The organism is Brevibacterium sp. SMBL_HHYL_HB1 (assembly GCF_018208375.1).
GTDB classification, from domain to species: domain Bacteria; phylum Actinomycetota; class Actinomycetes; order Actinomycetales; family Brevibacteriaceae; genus Brevibacterium; species Brevibacterium intestinavium.
The window spans coordinates 3,098,306-3,115,035 of record NZ_CP062936.1; the positions used below are offsets into that span (position 1 = coordinate 3,098,306).

A 16,730-nucleotide genomic window follows, 5' to 3' on the forward strand; every position below is an offset into this window, starting at 1 on the left:
CCGCGCCCACGTCCGCCGGCACCCGGCCGAACGCCGCGCTTATGCCCAGTTCTTGCGCGGTGAGGTCTCGCCGACTCCCGGGTTGAAGACGTTGCAGGGGTCGAGTTCCTTGAAGTGGGCCTCCATCTCTTCCGGCACACGGTAGAGGCGGCCGTAGTTGTGCTCGGCGGGCACGGCGGCCCCGCGGGCCTCGAGCAGCTCCATCATCTGCTTCTTCAGCGCCACCGGGTCGACGCCCTTCTTCGCCACATGGTCCTGGTGGAGGACATGGCAGAAGAAATGACCGTAGTAGGAGCTGATGTGCAGCTGATCGGCGATCTCGTCGGGCAGGACTTCGAGCCAGTCGTCCTCGTCGCGGCGCAGCGCCACATCGAAGGTGATCATGTCCGCCGACTCGTCGCGGTTGAGATTGAAGTACCGGGTCGCGGCACTTGCGGCCCCGAAGCGGTGGAGCATCGCGGACTGAGCCTCGTCGTCCGTGCAGACGAAGTAATCCCCCTCATGCCCCGCCTCGGCGAAGAAGTCGTCGAGGAAGGCGCCCATCCTGTCCTTCTCCTCACCGCTGACGACGAGCAGGAGGTGGTGCTCGAACCGATCGCGGAACTTGAGCATCCACTCCGGCAGCTGCTGCGGGAGCAGAGCGAAGGCCCGCTGGGCGATCGTATCGGCAACGGTCTGCCCGAAGAACGGCAGCTTCGCGAACACACCGTTGGCCCAGTTCTTCAGCGCGAAGAGTTTGATCTGCTCACGGCTGCCGGCATGCTTGATCGACACGAACGTGTCCTTGCCGTACTTCTCGGCGAGGTCGAACGAGGGCCGGCCCATGTACTCCCCGGAGACCGGCAGCGGCATGTCCGAGGTCAGGATCGCCCGGCGCAGATCCTCGAGCTCGGCCGGAGAGTTCGTGCCGACGTAGAACGTGGTCGCGCCCGTCACCTTCGGGAAGGTGCGGGTGCGCACGGCGAAGACCATGAGCTTGCCGGCCGAACCGGAGGCTTCGTAGAGGAACTTCGGGTTCGCGTTGAAGCGGGCGGGCGAATCGACGATCTCGCGCACGTGCTCGCCGTACTCGGTCTCCATCGTGTCCTCCGGCGGCGGGGTGACGTCCGCCGGGGACCAGTCGCCGCGCTGGAGCTTGTCGAGGATGTGGGCGGGATCGTCACCGAGTTCGACGCCGAGGTGGTTGACCAGTTCGAGTCGGCCCTCCTCGGTGACGCGGGCGAAGATCGCATGCTTCGTGAACGCCGGACCCTTGCGGACCTGGCTGCCGCCGGAGTTGTTGGCGATGCCGCCGATGACCGAGGCCCCGATCGAGGACGAGCCGATGACCGAATGCGGTTCGCGACCGAGCGGGGCGAGCGCCTCGTCGAGTTCGTAGAGGGTGGATCCGGCCAGGCACACGGCCTCGCGAGCGTCGTTGATGAGGTGGATCTGATTGAGCCGCAGGGTCGAGATGATGACGATCTCGCGGTCGTAGTCCTGCGCGCCGGGCCCGGAACCGCCGGTCAGGCCGGTGTTGGCCGACTGGGGAATGACGATGAGGTCGTGATCGACGCAGACCTGCAGCGCCCGCCACATGTCGACGAGGCTGCCCGGCTTGAGCACGGCGAGCACGCTGCCGCCGCCGAACCGATTGCCCTTGGCGTACGGCGCCGTGGCCCTCGCCGAGGTGAGCACGTGGCGGCTGCCCATGATGTCGATGAATGCGCTGACGGCTGGTGATTGGTGCTGGCGTGATCTTCCGAGCATGGTGTCGGTCCCTCTCTTGTCGTTGTGAACTGTCTTCGCAGTGGTACTTCGTCGAGGCGCGCCGAGGCGACCCCGCAGTTCGATCCTCAGGTCACGGTTCCTCGTCCTCCTGCGCGTCCTGCGTCCGCCTCTCCGTGCGCATCCGATGCCATTCGGCCAGTTTCTCGGCGATGATGCGCTCGTAGCCGTTGCCTGTGGGCCGGTACAGCCTCTCCGGCTCCATCTCTTCGGGGAAGTAGTTCGCCCCCGAGAATCCTCCCGGCGTGTGCGGATCGTACTCGTAGCCCTCCCCGTAGCCGAGGTCCTTCATCAGCTTCGTCGGGGCGTTGAGGATGTTCGCCGGCGGCATGAGGGAACCGGTCGTCTTCGCCAGCCGCTTCGCGGCATTGAACGCCGAGTAGACCGCGACGGACTTCGGGGCGGTTGCGAGATAGACGACGGCCTGGGCGATCGCGAGCTCACCCTCCGGAGACCCGAGCCGCTCGTAGACGTCCCATGCCGCCGTGGCCTGGTGGACGGCCTGCGGGTCGGCGATCGCGATGTCCTCATTGGCGAACCGCACGAGGCGTCGGGCGATGTAGAGCGGGTCTTCACCGCCGTCGAGCATCCTCGCCAACCAGTACAGCGACGCGTCGGGGTCGGATCCGCGCATGGATTTGTGCAGCGCGGAGATGAGGTTGTAGTGGCCTTCCTGACCCTTGTCGTAGACCGGTGCGCGCTGCTGAACCAAACTGACCAGGCCGGACGTATCGAGCGTCTCGCTGACGGTTTGGAGCTGCTCGATGAGATTGAGCAGGTACCTGCCGTCGCCGTCGGCCATCGCCACCATCGCCTGCCGAGCCTGATCGTCGACCGGAAGCGATCGCCCCATGGCCTCTTCGGCACGTTCGATGAGCGTGGTCAGCGTCTGCTCGTCGAGGCGTCTGAGGACGAACACCTGGCAGCGGGAGAGGAGTGCGGAGTTGAGCTCGAAGCTGGGGTTCTCCGTCGTCGCGCCGACGAGCACCACTGTGCCGTCCTCCACATAGGGAAGGAAGGAATCCTGCTGAGCACGGTTGAAGCGGTGGATCTCATCGACGAACAGCATCGTGCCCTGACCGATCTCTCGGCGTTTGGCAGCCGCCTGGAAGACTCTTCGGAGTTCGGCGACTCCGGAGAAGGTCGCTGACAGGGGCTCGAAGGCCAACCTTGTGCGATCTGCGAGCAGACGCGCAATGGTGGTCTTCCCACAGCCAGGAGGCCCCCACAGCACCATCGAGACCAGTCGACGCTCGTCGACCATCCGGCCGATCGGCGCGTCGTGCCCGAGAAGGTGCTCCTGACCCAGCACGTCCTCGAGAGTCTCCGGGCGCAGACGATCGGCGAGGGGACGCCCGACACTGTCGGATTCGAACAAGGACGGTGGCTCCTGAGTCACTGTGTCACCTCCTTCGCCATGGACCCGTCTGCGCGGTGAGGATTCCGCACGCGGTGAGGATTCCGGTTTCATCCTAGTTCCCGGCGGCAGAGGCCGACAGGCCCACCAGCCTCGCTCACCACGGCCGATTCGCCGCACGGGCCACGGCGCCGAGGCAGGTCAGGCAGATCGCGGCGACCCCGGCCAGAGAGAGGCTGTAGTCGAGCACGGGCAGCAGTGCGGCGAGCACCGTGGGCAGCAGGAATCCCGAGTAGGCCAGGGAGTAGTAGACCCCGGTGATTCCGGCGAGGTCGTCGGGTTCGGCGATGGCCTGGACGAGGATGAGTCCGGCGACGACGCAGATGCCGTAGGCCAGGCCGAGCACGATGGCGACGACGAAGGCGAGGATCGGGTCCGCCGTCAGCGCGGCCGCGACGCCGAGGGCCATGCCGAGGCTCATGAGTCCGAGACCGACGACGATCGCCCGTCCGCCGGTGACCCGGTTGATCCGCGGCACGAGGTTCTGCACGAGCGCTCCGGCACCGAGGGTGAGCACGGTGAGCACGGTCGCGTACAGCGTCGTCCACTCCCCCAGTTCGTCCTGGACCAGGGCCGGCATGACCGCATAGGCGATGCCGGCGGCGCCGAAGACCCAGGGCGCGGCGGGCATGATCAGGTGCACGAAGGTGCGGTGGCCGACCAGCGGGATCCGCAGCCCGTGCCACCAGTGCTGATCCGTCCGCCGGTGCTTCGGCAGGGTTTCGGGCGCAGTGACCGCGATGAGCAGGGCGACGAGGTTGAGCAGACCGTGGACGGCGTACGGCAGCACCTCGGGCAGCGGACCCCACTGTGCGAGGCATCCGGTGACCGCGGCGCCGAGGGCGAATCCCAGGGTCAGGGTCAGTGCCGGACGGCGGGCTCCGGCGGTGATGTTCGCCCGGTGGTCGAAGGGAGGGGCGGAGAGTTCCTTGATCCAGCTCGTGCCCACCGACATCGCCACGCCGACGCCGATCCCGGCCAGTACGCGCCCGGCGCACAGCAGCCAGAAGAGGTCGAATCCGAGGCCGAGGCCCACGCTGCCGATGATCGCGGCCAGCGATCCTGAGATGAGGATCGGTTTGCGTCCGTGCCGATCCGACAGCGCCGAGGCGACCAGCAGTCCGGGGATGAGCCCGCCGACGTACATGCCCAGCAGGAGGTTCGCCTGCCAGACGGCGTAGCCGCCGTCCTCCTCGTAGAGGTGGACGAGCGGTGTGAAGTGGTTGCCGCCCCAGGCGAGCAGCAACATCGCCGGTGCCACACGCAGCCAGGGGGCGCCTCGGCGAGGGTGGGCTGCGCCGTCGGACGGGGCAGCCGCGGTGCCGGCTTCAGCAGGGGTGGAAGCCGCGGTGCCGGGTTCCTCGGGAACGGAAGGGGCGGCTGCGGGTTCAGCGGGAGCAGGGATGGTGTCGGTGTGGGGGTCTGCGGTCACAGGGGGCGGTTCTCCGGGAAGTGCGAGGCGGCGATGTGTTCGTGGACGAGGCGGCCGAATCCTGCGGTGTCGCCGTTCTCGGCCCGATCGGTCAGGCGTTCGTGTTCGTCGAGCAGGGTGTCGAGGCCGGCCGGATGGTCGATGGCGACCTCATAGGTCAGTCGGGCCAGGCGCGGGCCCATCGTCGTCAGCAGCTCTTCGACGATGCTGTTGCCGCCGCTGCGGATGAGCCGGGCGTGGAAGGCGTAGTCGGCGCTGGCGAAGTCGAGGGTATCGGCCGCCTCGAGCGCTCGGCGCTGATGATCGAGCAGGGTGCGCAGGTCCTTCGCAAGTGCTTCGAGGCCGTCCGCGGCGGTCAGCGCTTCGACGGCATCGACTTCGAACATCGCGCGCACGGCGAGCAGATCGCGGCGCTCTCGGCTCGTGACCGTGGTGACGATGGCGCCCTTCTTCGGCACGAGGCGGACGAGTCGCCAGCGTTCGAGCTGGAGCATCGCCTCCCGGGCCGGGGTGCGGCTGGCCTTCTGCGCCTCGGCGAGGTCGGCCTCGGTGAGCAGTTCGCCGGGTTCGAATCGCCGTTCGATGATCTCGCGGGCGGCCCAGGCGGCCATCCGCGAGGCGATCGGGGAGGAGTCGTCGGTGAGTTGCCACGGAAGCGTCAGCAGTTCATTCACACCACCACAATAGCAGATGCATACATTGATAGATGCATCAACTCTTCGGCCGATCTCACGATACGATTGCGCATGAGTCAGCTCATCCGATCCGTCTCACCGAGGAGACACCGTGGCACTGCACCAAGATGTGATCGTCGGCATCGACGGTTCAGCACCGAGCGAGGAGGCCGCCGCGTGGGCGCTCAAGGAGCTGCGCGGGTCCGGCCGCACCCTGAACCTTGTCCACGTCATCACTCCCGCCGGCCCGGAGAGCGCGGCAGAATCCGAGCTCAGATCGGCTGGCGACGAGGTGCTGACCAGACTCTCGGTCCGGCTCGCTCACCTCGATGCCGCGCATCCCGACGGCGCTTCCGACACGACGATCGACACCGAAGTCGTCATCGGCGATCCGGCCGAAGCGCTGAGCGCCCTTGCCAGCGATGCGTCCCTGCTGGTGCTCGGACACCACGGAGTCGGACAGGGCAACAGTCCCCGGCTCGGGACTGTCAGCTTCGGCCTGCCGGGCCATGCGCTGAGTTCGGTGCTGGTGCACAGGGTGCGCACGGGCAGCGAGTTCGACGATCCGGCAGCCCACCCGACGATGCGCTCCGGCCCTGGGCTGCCGACGACGACCGGCGGCAGCGACGCACCCGTCGATGCTGTTCCTGCAGACGACGGCAACGCGCGCGCCGATGCCGGACAAGGGCGCACACGTGGAGTCGTCGTCGTGGGTCTCGACACCTCGGAGTACGCTGCCGTGGCGGCTCTCGACGCCGCCGAGTTCGCCGTTGGCAGCGGACAGCGTCTGCGCGTTCTCGTCGGAGTCAACGCATTGGCTGACGCCGCCGCCAGGGCTCGCGCAGAGGCCGATCTCGCATGGCTGCGCCGTGAGTTCCCGACTCTGGATGCCGATGCCGAGTTCCCGACCGGCGATCCTGTCGATGCTCTGATCCGCGCCTCCGAGGACGCCGATCTCATCGCCATCGGCAAACGCGGGATCGGACAGTTCGCGGCCATGACGTCTCAGCTGGGGCGCACGAGCTCCGCTGTGCTCTCGGGCGCACACTCGAGCGTCCTGCTGGTGACCTTTCGCCCCGACCCGCGATTGGAATCGCGCACTTCGGTCCGCCGCTGAATCCGACCCGAACGCCCTGCTGTGACATAACGCGGACAGAGGCGCGAGCGATCGGGCCGGGCCCGGAGCGGACTACTCGACGAGCTTGCCCTCCTGGCTGATCTCGTCGGTGCGCATCAACGCCTCGACCTCGGGGTCGATCGGCGGGATCGATTCGCGCACGACTCCGGCGCTCGGCGACCATACGAGGTTGACCTGCAGCGCCGGGTCCTGCTCGGGGTAGTCGCTGCGGTTGTGGCAGCCGCGGGTCTCCCGGCGCTCGAGGGCGCATTCGATCGTCGCTCGGGCCGCGAGCACCGAGGACCTGAGGTCGAAGGCGTGGGAGAGATCGGCGAATCCGGCGATGTCCGGGTGGATGCCGACGTTCGCCATCCGCTCCTCGATGTTCGCGAGCTTGTCCAGGCCCGCCTGCAGACCGGCCTCGTCGCGGACGACCCCGGCGTGCTCGGTCATGAGGTTGCGGACCTCGCGCTGGAGGGCCCGGACGTTCTCCGTGCCCTCGGAGGCGAGCAGATCATCGATCTCGGCCCTCGCCTCGGCGATGGCGTCCTGCGAGCGCACCTGCGCCTCGAGCCCATCGGAGTAGGCGACGGCGGAGCGGCCGACGAGGCGGCCGAAGACGAGGAGTTCGATGAGCGAGTTCCCGCCCAGCCGGTTGGCCCCGTGCAGCCCGGAGGAGGCCTCGCCGATGGCCCACAGTCCGGCCACGTCGGTGCTGTGGTCGACGGGGTCGACCCAGACTCCGCCCATCGAGTAGTGCGCGGTCGGGGCGATCTCGATCGGCGAGCGCGTGATATCGAGCATCTGAGTCTCCATGAGGGTGGCGAACACGCGCGGCAGGCGGCTCATGATCGTCTCGCGCGGCAGATGGGAGACGTCGAGCCAGACGCCGCCGTTGGCTGTCCCACGGCCCTCGGCGATCTCCGTGTAGGCGGCCAGGGCCACGCGGTCGCGGGTGGACAGCTCCAGACGCTGCGGATCGTAGCGTTCCATGAACCGCTCCCCCAGCCCGTTGGTGAGGATGCCGCCTTCGCCGCGGGCGGCCTCGGAGACCAGCGTTCCGGCGGCGTTCTCGGGTTCGATGATGCCCGAGGGGTGGAACTGGACGAGCTCGGCGTCGCGGAGTCGGGCACCGGCCTCGACGGCCAGACGGAAGGAGTCGCCGGTGTTCTCGTCCCGACGCGATGAGGTCCGCCGCCAGATGCGGTTGTGGCCGCCGGCGGCGAGGATGACGGCATCGGCGTGGATCCGGTAGCCGGTGCCGTCGATGACGTCGAAGCCGTAGGCGCCGAAGATGCGGCCGCCAGCGACGAGCAGCTTCGTGATGTAGACGCGGTCGAGGATCGGGACGTTCAGGGCCTGGGCACGATGAATGAGGGTGCGCTGGATCTCCAGACCCGTGTAGTCTCCGGCGAAAGCGGTGCGACGCCAGGTGTGGGCGCCGAAGAAGCGCTGAGAGATCCGACCGTCGTCCTCCTTCTGGAAGTCCATTCCATATCGCTCCAGGTCGACGATTCCCTCGGCCGCTCCCTGGGTGACGATCTCGACGGTTCGGGGGTTGGCGAGGCCATAGGACTCCTTGATCGTGTCGGCGGCGTGCTGGGCCCAGCTGTCCTCGGGGTCCATCGTGGCCAGCGCCGCGTTGATGCCGCCGGCGGCCAGCGAGGTGTGGGCGTCTTCCTTCGGACGTTTGCCGACGGCGAGGACGTCGACGCCGGCCTCGGCGACCTCGATCGCGGCCCTCAGGCCCGATCCGCCGGTGCCGATGACCAGCACCGAGGTGGAGATTGAGTATTCCTTGCGACGGGCAGTGCCCTGTGTGGTGTTCATGGCTTCCACGTTAGGTTCGCCTAATACATACGTCCAATGCATTGTTCGACTGAAGTTGATAGCGGTATGCTATCGGCATGAATCTCGAACAGCTGGCCGGCTTCGTCGAGGTCGCCGCCACCGGCCATTTCACGAAGGCCGCCGCCGCCCTGCATCTGGCCCAGCCGTCGCTGAGCCGCCAGATCTCGACGCTGGAGAAGGAGCTCGGCGCCGAGCTCTTCCACCGCGCGCGCGGCCACATCTCGCTGACCGCGGCCGGTCAGACCCTGCTGCCGACGGCCCGGCGCATGCTCGCCGACGCCGAGGCGGTCCGCCGCGACATGGACGAGCTCGCCGGACTGCGGCGCGGCCGGATCCGCCTCGGTGCGACCCCGACGCTGTGCGTGAGCCTCGTCGCCGAGGCGATCAGCCGCTTCCATCGCGACCACCCCGGCATCGAGCTCGAGCTCGTGGAGAAGGGCTCGCGCGAGCTCATCGAGGCGCTCGGGGCCGGCGAGCTCGATCTGGCGCTGATCACCCGCACCCTCGACCCCGGGCCGCAGATGCCGAGGCTGGCGATGCGCAGCGTGCTCGGCGAGGACCTCGTCGTCATCGCCGCGGCCGGCGGCGGCGCAGATCTCACCGGCAGGGACCGGATCACCCTCGCCGAGGTGGCCGAGCTCCCCCAGGTGCTGTTCCACCACGGCTACGACCTGCGGGAGGCGACCTCGGCGGCCTTCGAATCCGCGGGGCTGAGCCCGAACGTCGTCGTCGAGGGCGGGGAGATGGACGCGGTGCTGCGCTTCGTCGAGCGCGGGCTCGGACTCGCGATCGTTCCGGCCATGGTGCTCGTCGACCGCCCGCACCTGACCTCGGTGCAGCTGGTCGAGCCGGACCTGTCACGGACGGTCAGCCTCGCCAAGCGCGCGGACGTGCGGCCGACCAGGGCCGCCTCGGCGATGGAGGACACGATCCTCGACACCGCACGAGCCCTGACCGCCGACGACACCGGCCTGGCAGGGCATGTGCGGCTGGCTCACTGAGACCGGGCCGGAACCCTAGGAGCTCGAAGCCCCCTTCCCGATCCAGGAGTCGATGGCGCGGAGGACGCGGAAGGCGGCGTCGAGGTCGTCGGGGTCGATATCGGCTCCTGAGACCGTCCGGCGCCACTCCTCGCGCACCCGCTCGAGGTTCTCACTCGCCTTCGAAGTCAGGGCGAGGGTGATGCGGCGCCGGTCGGCCAGGTCGCGGACCTCGACACCACAGCCACCGGCATCCAGCTGTCGCTGACGACCTTCCTCATCGGAGCCGGCGTCGGCCAGATGGTCTTCGGCCCCTGGTCGGACCGGTCGGGACGCATGATCCCCCTCCTCTCCGGACTCCTCGTCTATGTCGTCTCCAGCGTCATCGCGGCAATCGCCCCATCGGTCACGGTGCTCATCATCGCCCGCGGCCTGCAGGGCATCGGAAGCTCAGCGGGCATGGTCATCGGCCGTGCGATCGTCCTCGACCGCCAGTCCGGCACCGAGGCGGCCCGGGCGCTGAATGTCATGATCGCAATCACCGGGATCGCCCCGATCGTCGCCCCTCTGGTCGGCAGCGCTCTCGTCGACCCGCTGGGGTGGCGCGGCATCCTCTGGGTCGTCTTCGGCCTCGCACTCGTCTCGCTCCTCGCCGCCGTCGCGGTGCTGCGCGAGAGGCTGCCGCTCGAGGAACGGCAGCGCAGGAGGAGCGCGCGCGAACCGGGAGCCTGGCGTGGGCTCCTCGCCCTGCCCTACGTCGGCAGCACGCTGACCTTCGCCTTCGGCATGGGCGTGCTCATGGCCTACATCTCCGCTTCGCCGTTCGTCTACCAGACGCTCATCGGACTGAGCGAGATCGGCTACGGCATAGCCTTCGCGATCAATGCGATCGGCATGTCGCTGACGACGCTCGCTTCGAACCGGCTCAATCGGCGATACTCGCTGATGCGTCTGGCCGGCACGGGCCTGACGCTGAGCATGGTCGGCGTTCTGGCCACTCTGGCCTCCGCATTCGCCGGGATCGAATCGTGGCCGCTCATGATCCCGCTGTTCATCGCCATCGCACCCCTGGGCATGGTGCTCGGCAATGCGAGCGCGATCGCGATGTCCGCGGTCTCTGCCCGCACGACCGGACTGGCCTCGTCGTTCCTCGGCCTCGGACAGTTCGCCCTGGCCGGGGTCGCGGCGGCCCTGGTCGGCCTCGGCGGAGAGTCGACGCCGGTGCCGATGGCGATCATCATGCTCGCCAGCGGAGTCATCGCCATCGCCGGACTCGTCCTCATCCGACTCACCCGAACCGCGCAGCGGGAGCCGGTCCCGGCCGCCTGAGGCGACCTCGGCGGTTCTCTCGACGGGCAGGGCGTGACCATTCTCTCGGCGGGCGCGGCGCGCTGGTCTGAGAGTGCCGGACCCGGGCACCGACGCCGAGGAGGGAACATGCGAACCACGATGAAGCGGCCTGTTGCCGCTCGGGTCCTCTCCGGTGCCGCGCTCGTCCTGACGCTCACGGCCTGCTCCTCGGGGTCCGGGGCCGAGGATTCGAGCGGTCGGGAGGACACGGCCGAGGCCCTCGCCCGTGTCCCGCCTTCGATCAGAGACTTCCTCAGAACCACGCGTCGGCGAGCAGTCGCAGGGACTGGCGCTGCACCTCGGGATCGAAGGCGTAGGTGATGGTGATGAGCTCGTCGGCTCCGGTGCGCTGAACGAACTCGGCCATCTGCGCTGTCGCCGTGTCCGGTGAGCCGACCGCGCTGACCTGCAGCATCGGACTGGTCCCGCCTTGCGCGGCGATGTCGGCCGGGTCGACCGGGGGCTGCAGATTGCGTCGGCGACCGGTGCGCAGGTCATTGAACATCTGCTGCACGGAGGTGAACTGACGGGCCGCCTCGGCGTCGGTGTCTGCGACCATGACGTTGATACCGGCCATGACGTAGGGTTCGTCGATCTGCGCGGTCGGGGCATCGGCGGTGAACGAATCGCGGTACGTCTTGATCGCGATGTCGATCTGGTCGGGCGCGAAGTGCGAGGCCAGGGAGAACGGCAGCCCCAGCTGTCCGGCGATCGAGGCCCCATTCATCGTCGATCCGAGCACCCAGATGGGCACGTCCATGCCCGCCGAGACGGCCGATTTGATCGGCATGGTGTGCGCTTGTCCGCTGTCGGAGAACCAACCCTGCAGGTCGTAGATGTTCTGCGCGAAGTCCTGGGGTTCGGCCGAGGACCGGGCGAGCGCCTGCGCGGTCATCCCATCAGTGCCGGGTGCGCGCCCGAGGCCCAGATCGATGCGGTCGCCGTGGATGTTCGCGAGCGTCCCGTACTGCTCGGCGACCATGAGCGGGGCATGGTTGGGCAGCATGACGCCGCCGGAACCGACCCGGATCCTCTCCGTCACCGAGGCGGCCTGCGAGATGAGGAGAGCAGTGGCACTGGCGGCCAGCCCCAGTGTGTTGTGGTGCTCGGCGAACCACAGGCGCCGGTATCCCAGCTCGTCGGCCAGCTTCGCCGAGGCCATCGATTCGGCGATGCCTTCGCGAGCGGTGGATCCTTCCCGAATGGAGACGAGGTCGAGGATATTCAACGGGACAGACAAGACGTGAGGCTCCTTCGATGGGTGAGCGACGCGGTCACAGAACGCGGTCACAGTGCAGACTCTGAAGGCAACAGTCCGGACAGACGGTTCTATTCCTCGGCCACGGGCGGCTAGGCTGAATGAATCGGACTCCCCTATCGAGGAGAGATCATGAGCACCACAGCACAGCGGCGAACGGGACGGCTTCTCACCGGTGCTGCGCTGGCCCTCGCCGTCTTGGCCACGGCCTGCTCCTCGGGCTCCGGGGTCGAGGATTCGAGCGGACGGGAGGACACGGCCGCCTCGGCGTCGGAGGCCGAGGCTGACGGCACGGATTCGGCGCAGAGCTCCAGCTCACCGGGCCACGACGACCCGGAGGTCATCGCCAGCGGGCTCGAGGCTCCGTGGTCGGTCGTCTTCGTCGGGGACACGCCTCTGGTCAGCGAGCGCGACTCCGGCCGCATCCTCGAGATCTCCTCCGACGGTGATGCCCGCGAGGTCGCCCGCCTCGACGAGGTCGCGGCGACGGGTGAGGCCGGCCTCCACGGGCTCGCCGTCCGCGACGACGAACTCTATGCCTTCTATGCCGCCGGTGACGAGAACCGGATCGAACGATTCGACCTCCTCGGCGAGGCGGGGAGCCTGTCCCTGGGTGAGCCCGAGACGGTCCTCGACGGCCTGCCCACCGGCAGCTTCCACAATGGGGGACGTCTGGCGTTCGGGCCCGATGGGATGCTCTACGCCACCCTCGGCGACACCGGCGATCGCGACAGCGCGCAGGACCGGCAGGCGCTGTCCGGGAAGATCCTGCGCATGAGCCCCGATGGCGAGGTTCCCGAGGACAACCCGTTCGACGATTCGCTGGTCTTCAGCATGGGCCACCGGAACCCGCAGGGCATCGCCTGGGACGAGCAGGGGACGATGTACGCTTCGGAGTTCGGCCAGGACACTTGGGACGAGCTCAACGTGATCGAGGCCGGCGGCAACTACGGCTGGCCCGAGGTCGAGGGCGGCGCGGGCGAGGACGGCGCGGGCGAGGACGGCGCGGGCGAGGGCGGTTCGGACGACTTCACCGACCCGGTGCAGCAGTGGCCGCCGAGCGAGGCCAGCCCCAGCGGCATGGCCGTCACCGATCAGTCCATCGTCATCGCCGGTCTGCGCGGCCAGCGCCTGCACGAGGTCCCCCTCGATGACCTCTCGACCTCCACGCAGCTCTGGGCGGGCGAGCACGGCCGGCTGCGAGATGTCGCCCAAGCCCCCGATGGGTCGCTGGTGGTCGCGACGAACAACACCGACGGCCGCGGCGAGCCCGGTCCCGACGACGACCGCCTGCTGCGCTTCGTGCCGTGAACGCAGTTCGGGCCCCGGAAGTGGATGCTTCCGGGGCCCGAACTGCAGGGACTGGGTCTCGTTGGACGAGAGGCGCAGAATCCGCCGGCCCGTCAGCCGTTCTTCGGGCCGGCCCCCGAGTCGTCGCCCTTGGTGCCGGGCAGGCCCTGGGACTTGCGGCGCATGAGCAGGACGACGATGACGATGATCGCCACCCCGCCGACGGACAGCAGCACGATCATCGGGGTCGACATGCCGGAATCGCTGCCGGCCGTCTCACCGATCTCGCCGCGCTCCTCGGTGTCCTTGCCCGGTTCGTCGACGACACCGCCGCCGAGTCCGGCCTTCGTCGACTCCTCGGACGATTCCTTGACGTCGCCGCCGGCGCCCTCGGAGTCCTTGATCGTGAACGCGTAGTCGCCGGAGATCGGGTGGCCGTCCTGGGACACCACCCGCCAGGTCACCTCGTAGTCGCCGGGCCTGAGGTCATCGGGCAGGGCGACCTCCAGCTTCTTGCCCTCGACGGTCAGCTCACCGGCGGAGACGTCCTTGCCGTCGACGACGACGGTGACCTCGGAGCCGACCTCTTGGATCTCACCGGAGAAGGTCATCTCGAGCCACTTCGGCTGCTGGTCGAGTTCGGCCCCGTCCTCGGGATTCGACGACACCAGCTGGTCGTGCGCACTGGCGGCGGGGGCGAACGCGAACACGCTCATCGCAGCGACCAGCAGGGCGGCGAAGCCCAACCTGAGAGCTGACCACGTCGTTCGGGTCATGGTTCGAGACATGAGAGATTCTCCTTCAAGGCGTACCTGCGATATCGGTCGTGCCGACAAGCTTCTGCCTACCAGTATCACTGAGACTTCACTGCCAGTGCATGCAGGTGATCGGTAATTCCCGGCACGGATACCTCGATTGTCTCAAGAGTTTCTTCGAAATCCTTTAATTCCCCGTACCACGGGTCCGGCACGTCGGGCGCCGGAGCCTCGTCGACCCCCGCCGAGGCGGCCCCGGCCCGGCTCGCATCTCCTGCCGCACCGGCCACCCGCGGATCGAATTCGCGCAGCATCCGCAGCTCGGGCGCCGCCTCGGCGGGCAGATCGGCGATCAGCCTCTGCAGCACGCGGTAGTGGCGGGCCGTCATCGCCACGGCCAGATCGCGTTCGGCCAGCCATTCGGGCGTGATCTGCCGCGCGACGTGATCATCGGTGCGGTATCCGGCCGCGGCGAGCACACGCGCCTGACGCGGGTCGATGGGGTTGCCCGCCTCCTCGTCGCTGATCCCTGCGGAGTCGACGAGCGCCTCGGCGCCGTTGATCTGCAGATGATGTTCGAGCACACGCTCGGCGGTGACGGATCGGCAGATGTTGCCGGTGCACACGAACACGACGGATGCCATAGTCATTCGTTCCTCCTCAAAGGCTGTCGGGTCAGCGACCGACGCGCGACCGGGGCTGCGTTTCTCGGGCGATCACGACCCTCTCCCCCGGCCACTGATCACGATACTGTTGGACCATGACTTCTGAAACTTCAGCCGTTTCGGCACGGCCTCAGGACGACCTCTACCAGCACATCAACGGCGAGTGGATCGACTCGTTCACCATCCCCGACGACCGGGCCGGCGACGGAGCCATGCGCGAGCTCTTCGACACCGCCGAGACCAAGGTCCGCGACATCATCACCTCCGTGTCCGAATCCGACCAGGAACCCGGCAGCGAAGGTCAGAAGGTCGCCGATCTGTACACCTCGTTCATGGACGTCGAGCGGATCAACTCGCTCGGGGTCACCCCGCTCGACTCGACGTTCGCGGCCATCGACGCCGCCGAGGACAAGTCCGAGCTCGCAGCGCTGCTGGCCCGCCTCGAGATCGAGGGCATCGGCGGAGTGCTCGGCGGCTACGTCACCGCCGATGCGAAGGACTCCGACGTCTACGCCCTCTACCTCGTCCAGGCCGGAATCTCCCTGCCCGACGAGGACTACTACTTCAACGACGACCACGCCGAGGTGCGCGCGAAGTTCCTCGCGCATGTGCAGCGCATCTCGGCCCTGGCCGGGCTCGGGGAGAAGTCCGGGATCACCGACGCCGAGGTGGCCGCGAAGGTGATGGCCTTCGAGACCGCCCTGGCCCGCCACCACTGGGACCGGGTCGCCTGCCGGGATGCGGAGAAGACCTACAACAAGTATTCGGTCAGTCAGCTGCGCGACCTCGGCCCCGAATTCGACTTCGACTCCTACCTGGGACTGCTGACCGCCGAGGCGGCCGACCTCAAGCACCTCGTGGTCTCCCAGCCCTCGTTCGTCACGGGCATGGCGAAGGTGTGGGCCGAGACCGACATCGAGACCATCAAAACCTGGCTGCGCTTCGTCGTCGTCTCCGACACCGCCGCACTGCTGTCCGATGAGTTCGTCGAGGAGAACTTCGATTTCAAGTCCCGCACGCTCTCGGGCACACCGGCTCTGCGGGAGCGATGGAAGCGCGGGGTCGGGCTCGTCGAGGGCTGCCTCGGCGAGGCGGTGGGCAAACTCTACGTCGCCGCCGAGTTCCCGCCATCGGCCAAGGCCGCGATCGACCACCTCGTGGACATGCTCATCAAGGCCTACGACAAGTCGATCCGCGAACTCGACTGGATGAGCGAGGAGACGAAGGAACGCGCCCTGGTCAAGCTCTCGAAGTTCACGCCGAAGGTCGGCTACCCCGAGGTGTGGCGCGAGTACCCGGCCGTCATCGATGCGACCGATCTCGTCGGCAATGTGCGCCGCTGCTCCCAGGCCGAGCACGTGCGGCAGGTGCGTCGCATCGGCAGGCCGATCGATCGGACCGAATGGCTGATGACCCCGCAGACGGTCAACGCCTACTTCCACCCGGTGATGAACGAGATCGTCTTCCCCGCCGCGATCCTGCAGCCGCCGTTCTTCGATCCCGAGGGTGACGTGGCCGCGAACTTCGGGGCCATCGGCGCGGTCATCGGCCACGAGATCGGGCACGGCTTCGATGATCAGGGATCACGCTACGACGGGGACGGCAACCTCGTCGACTGGTGGACCGAATCGGACCGGAAGCTGTTCGAGGAACGCACGAATGCGCTCATCGCTCAGTACGATGCGCTGGTCCCGGCCGGCCTCGACGAGAGCCAGCACGTCAACGGGGCGCTGACGGTCGGTGAGAACATCGGCGACCTCGGCGGGCTGTCGATCGGCTGGAAGGCGCTCGAGCTCGAACTCGGCGAACGGGCCGGCACCCCCGGTCAGCCGGTGGCCCCGTCGACGGAGCAGGCGAAGTCGTTCTTCTCCGCCTGGGCGAAGGCGTGGCGGTCGAAGATGCGCACCGAGGAGCGCGTGCGCCGGCTGTCGATCGACCCGCACTCGCCCGAGGAGTTCCGCTGCAACCAGGTGGTCAAGAACATGACCGCCTTCCACGACACCTACGGGGTCACCGCCTCCGACGGCATGTACCTCGCCCCGGCCGAACGCGTGACCATCTGGTGAGGCCGGAGACCGCGTGGTGAGGTCGACCCCAGTGGGCTGACAGCGCCCCGACGCAACTGAGGGCGGCCCGACGATCTCCAGCGAGATCGCCGGGCCGCCCTCAGTTGC

General features: G+C 68.1%; 14 protein-coding genes. 5 read left to right on the top strand and 9 right to left on the bottom strand.

Annotated features, from left to right (window positions below):
* Positions 1-39 precede the first annotated feature (39 nt).
* From dld to IG171_RS14345, 4 genes are all read right to left on the bottom strand, one after another.
* Positions 40-1,749, bottom strand: a complete 1,710-nt coding sequence (dld, locus tag IG171_RS14330) for a D-lactate dehydrogenase (protein ID WP_212128059.1) — start codon at positions 1,747-1,749, stop codon at positions 40-42.
* A 91-nt stretch (positions 1,750-1,840) separates the two neighbouring features.
* The gene (locus IG171_RS14335; RefSeq protein WP_249203712.1) at positions 1,841-3,166 is read right to left on the bottom strand and encodes a replication-associated recombination protein A; all 1,326 of its coding nucleotides are present in this window, start codon (positions 3,164-3,166) and stop codon (positions 1,841-1,843) included.
* Positions 3,167-3,281: 115 nt separating this feature from the next.
* Positions 3,282-4,616: an MFS transporter gene (locus IG171_RS14340; RefSeq protein ID WP_249203713.1), complete on the bottom strand. Its 1,335-nt coding sequence runs from the start codon at positions 4,614-4,616 to the stop codon at positions 3,282-3,284.
* Positions 4,613-5,290 (bottom strand): GntR family transcriptional regulator, encoded by a 678-nt coding sequence (locus IG171_RS14345; protein WP_212128061.1) that lies wholly within the window; start codon positions 5,288-5,290, stop codon positions 4,613-4,615. Before IG171_RS14345 ends, IG171_RS14340 begins: the two co-directional genes overlap by 4 nt.
* A gap of 112 nt (positions 5,291-5,402) precedes the next feature.
* Here IG171_RS14345 and IG171_RS14350 point away from each other — a divergent pair, with 112 nt between their 5' ends.
* Positions 5,403-6,407, top strand: a complete 1,005-nt coding sequence (locus IG171_RS14350; RefSeq protein WP_212128062.1) for a universal stress protein — start codon at positions 5,403-5,405, stop codon at positions 6,405-6,407.
* A gap of 72 nt (positions 6,408-6,479) precedes the next feature.
* Here IG171_RS14350 and IG171_RS14355 read toward each other — a convergent pair whose 3' ends face one another.
* The gene (locus tag IG171_RS14355; protein WP_212128063.1) at positions 6,480-8,237 is read right to left on the bottom strand and encodes an FAD-dependent oxidoreductase; all 1,758 of its coding nucleotides are present in this window, start codon (positions 8,235-8,237) and stop codon (positions 6,480-6,482) included.
* Positions 8,238-8,314: 77 nt separating this feature from the next.
* Here IG171_RS14355 and IG171_RS14360 point away from each other — a divergent pair, with 77 nt between their 5' ends.
* A complete protein-coding gene (locus IG171_RS14360) occupies positions 8,315-9,259 on the top strand; it encodes a LysR family transcriptional regulator (RefSeq protein WP_212128064.1) in 945 nt (314 codons plus the stop codon).
* Positions 9,260-9,274: 15 nt separating this feature from the next.
* Here IG171_RS14360 and IG171_RS19275 read toward each other — a convergent pair whose 3' ends face one another.
* Positions 9,275-9,397 carry a hypothetical protein gene (locus IG171_RS19275; RefSeq protein WP_283091829.1) on the bottom strand — a complete coding sequence of 41 codons (123 nt, stop codon included), beginning with the start codon at positions 9,395-9,397 and terminating at the stop codon, positions 9,275-9,277.
* A gap of 120 nt (positions 9,398-9,517) precedes the next feature.
* On the opposite strand from IG171_RS19275, the gene IG171_RS14365 reads away from it, so the two are divergent.
* The gene (locus IG171_RS14365) at positions 9,518-10,567 is read left to right on the top strand and encodes an MFS transporter (RefSeq protein WP_249204354.1); all 1,050 of its coding nucleotides are present in this window, start codon (positions 9,518-9,520) and stop codon (positions 10,565-10,567) included.
* Between the two features lie 274 nt (positions 10,568-10,841).
* Here IG171_RS14365 and IG171_RS14370 read toward each other — a convergent pair whose 3' ends face one another.
* A complete protein-coding gene (locus tag IG171_RS14370; protein WP_212128065.1) occupies positions 10,842-11,828 on the bottom strand; it encodes an LLM class flavin-dependent oxidoreductase in 987 nt (328 codons plus the stop codon).
* Positions 11,829-11,978: 150 nt separating this feature from the next.
* Between IG171_RS14370 and IG171_RS14375 the strand changes: the two genes are divergently transcribed.
* Positions 11,979-13,157: a PQQ-dependent sugar dehydrogenase gene (locus IG171_RS14375; RefSeq protein ID WP_212128066.1), complete on the top strand. Its 1,179-nt coding sequence runs from the start codon at positions 11,979-11,981 to the stop codon at positions 13,155-13,157.
* Between the two features lie 92 nt (positions 13,158-13,249).
* On the opposite strand, the gene IG171_RS14380 is transcribed toward IG171_RS14375, so the two are convergent.
* On the bottom strand, positions 13,250-13,924 hold the full coding sequence (locus IG171_RS14380; protein WP_249203714.1) for a copper resistance protein CopC: 675 nt from the start codon (positions 13,922-13,924) through the stop codon (positions 13,250-13,252).
* 65 nt (positions 13,925-13,989) lie between these two features.
* Entirely contained in the window at positions 13,990-14,541 is a 552-nt protein-coding gene (locus IG171_RS14385; RefSeq protein WP_212128067.1) for a low molecular weight protein-tyrosine-phosphatase, read from the bottom strand.
* Positions 14,542-14,651: 110 nt separating this feature from the next.
* Between IG171_RS14385 and IG171_RS14390 the strand changes: the two genes are divergently transcribed.
* Positions 14,652-16,622, top strand: a complete 1,971-nt coding sequence (locus IG171_RS14390; protein ID WP_212128068.1) for a M13-type metalloendopeptidase — start codon at positions 14,652-14,654, stop codon at positions 16,620-16,622.
* Positions 16,623-16,730: the final 108 nt, after the last annotated feature.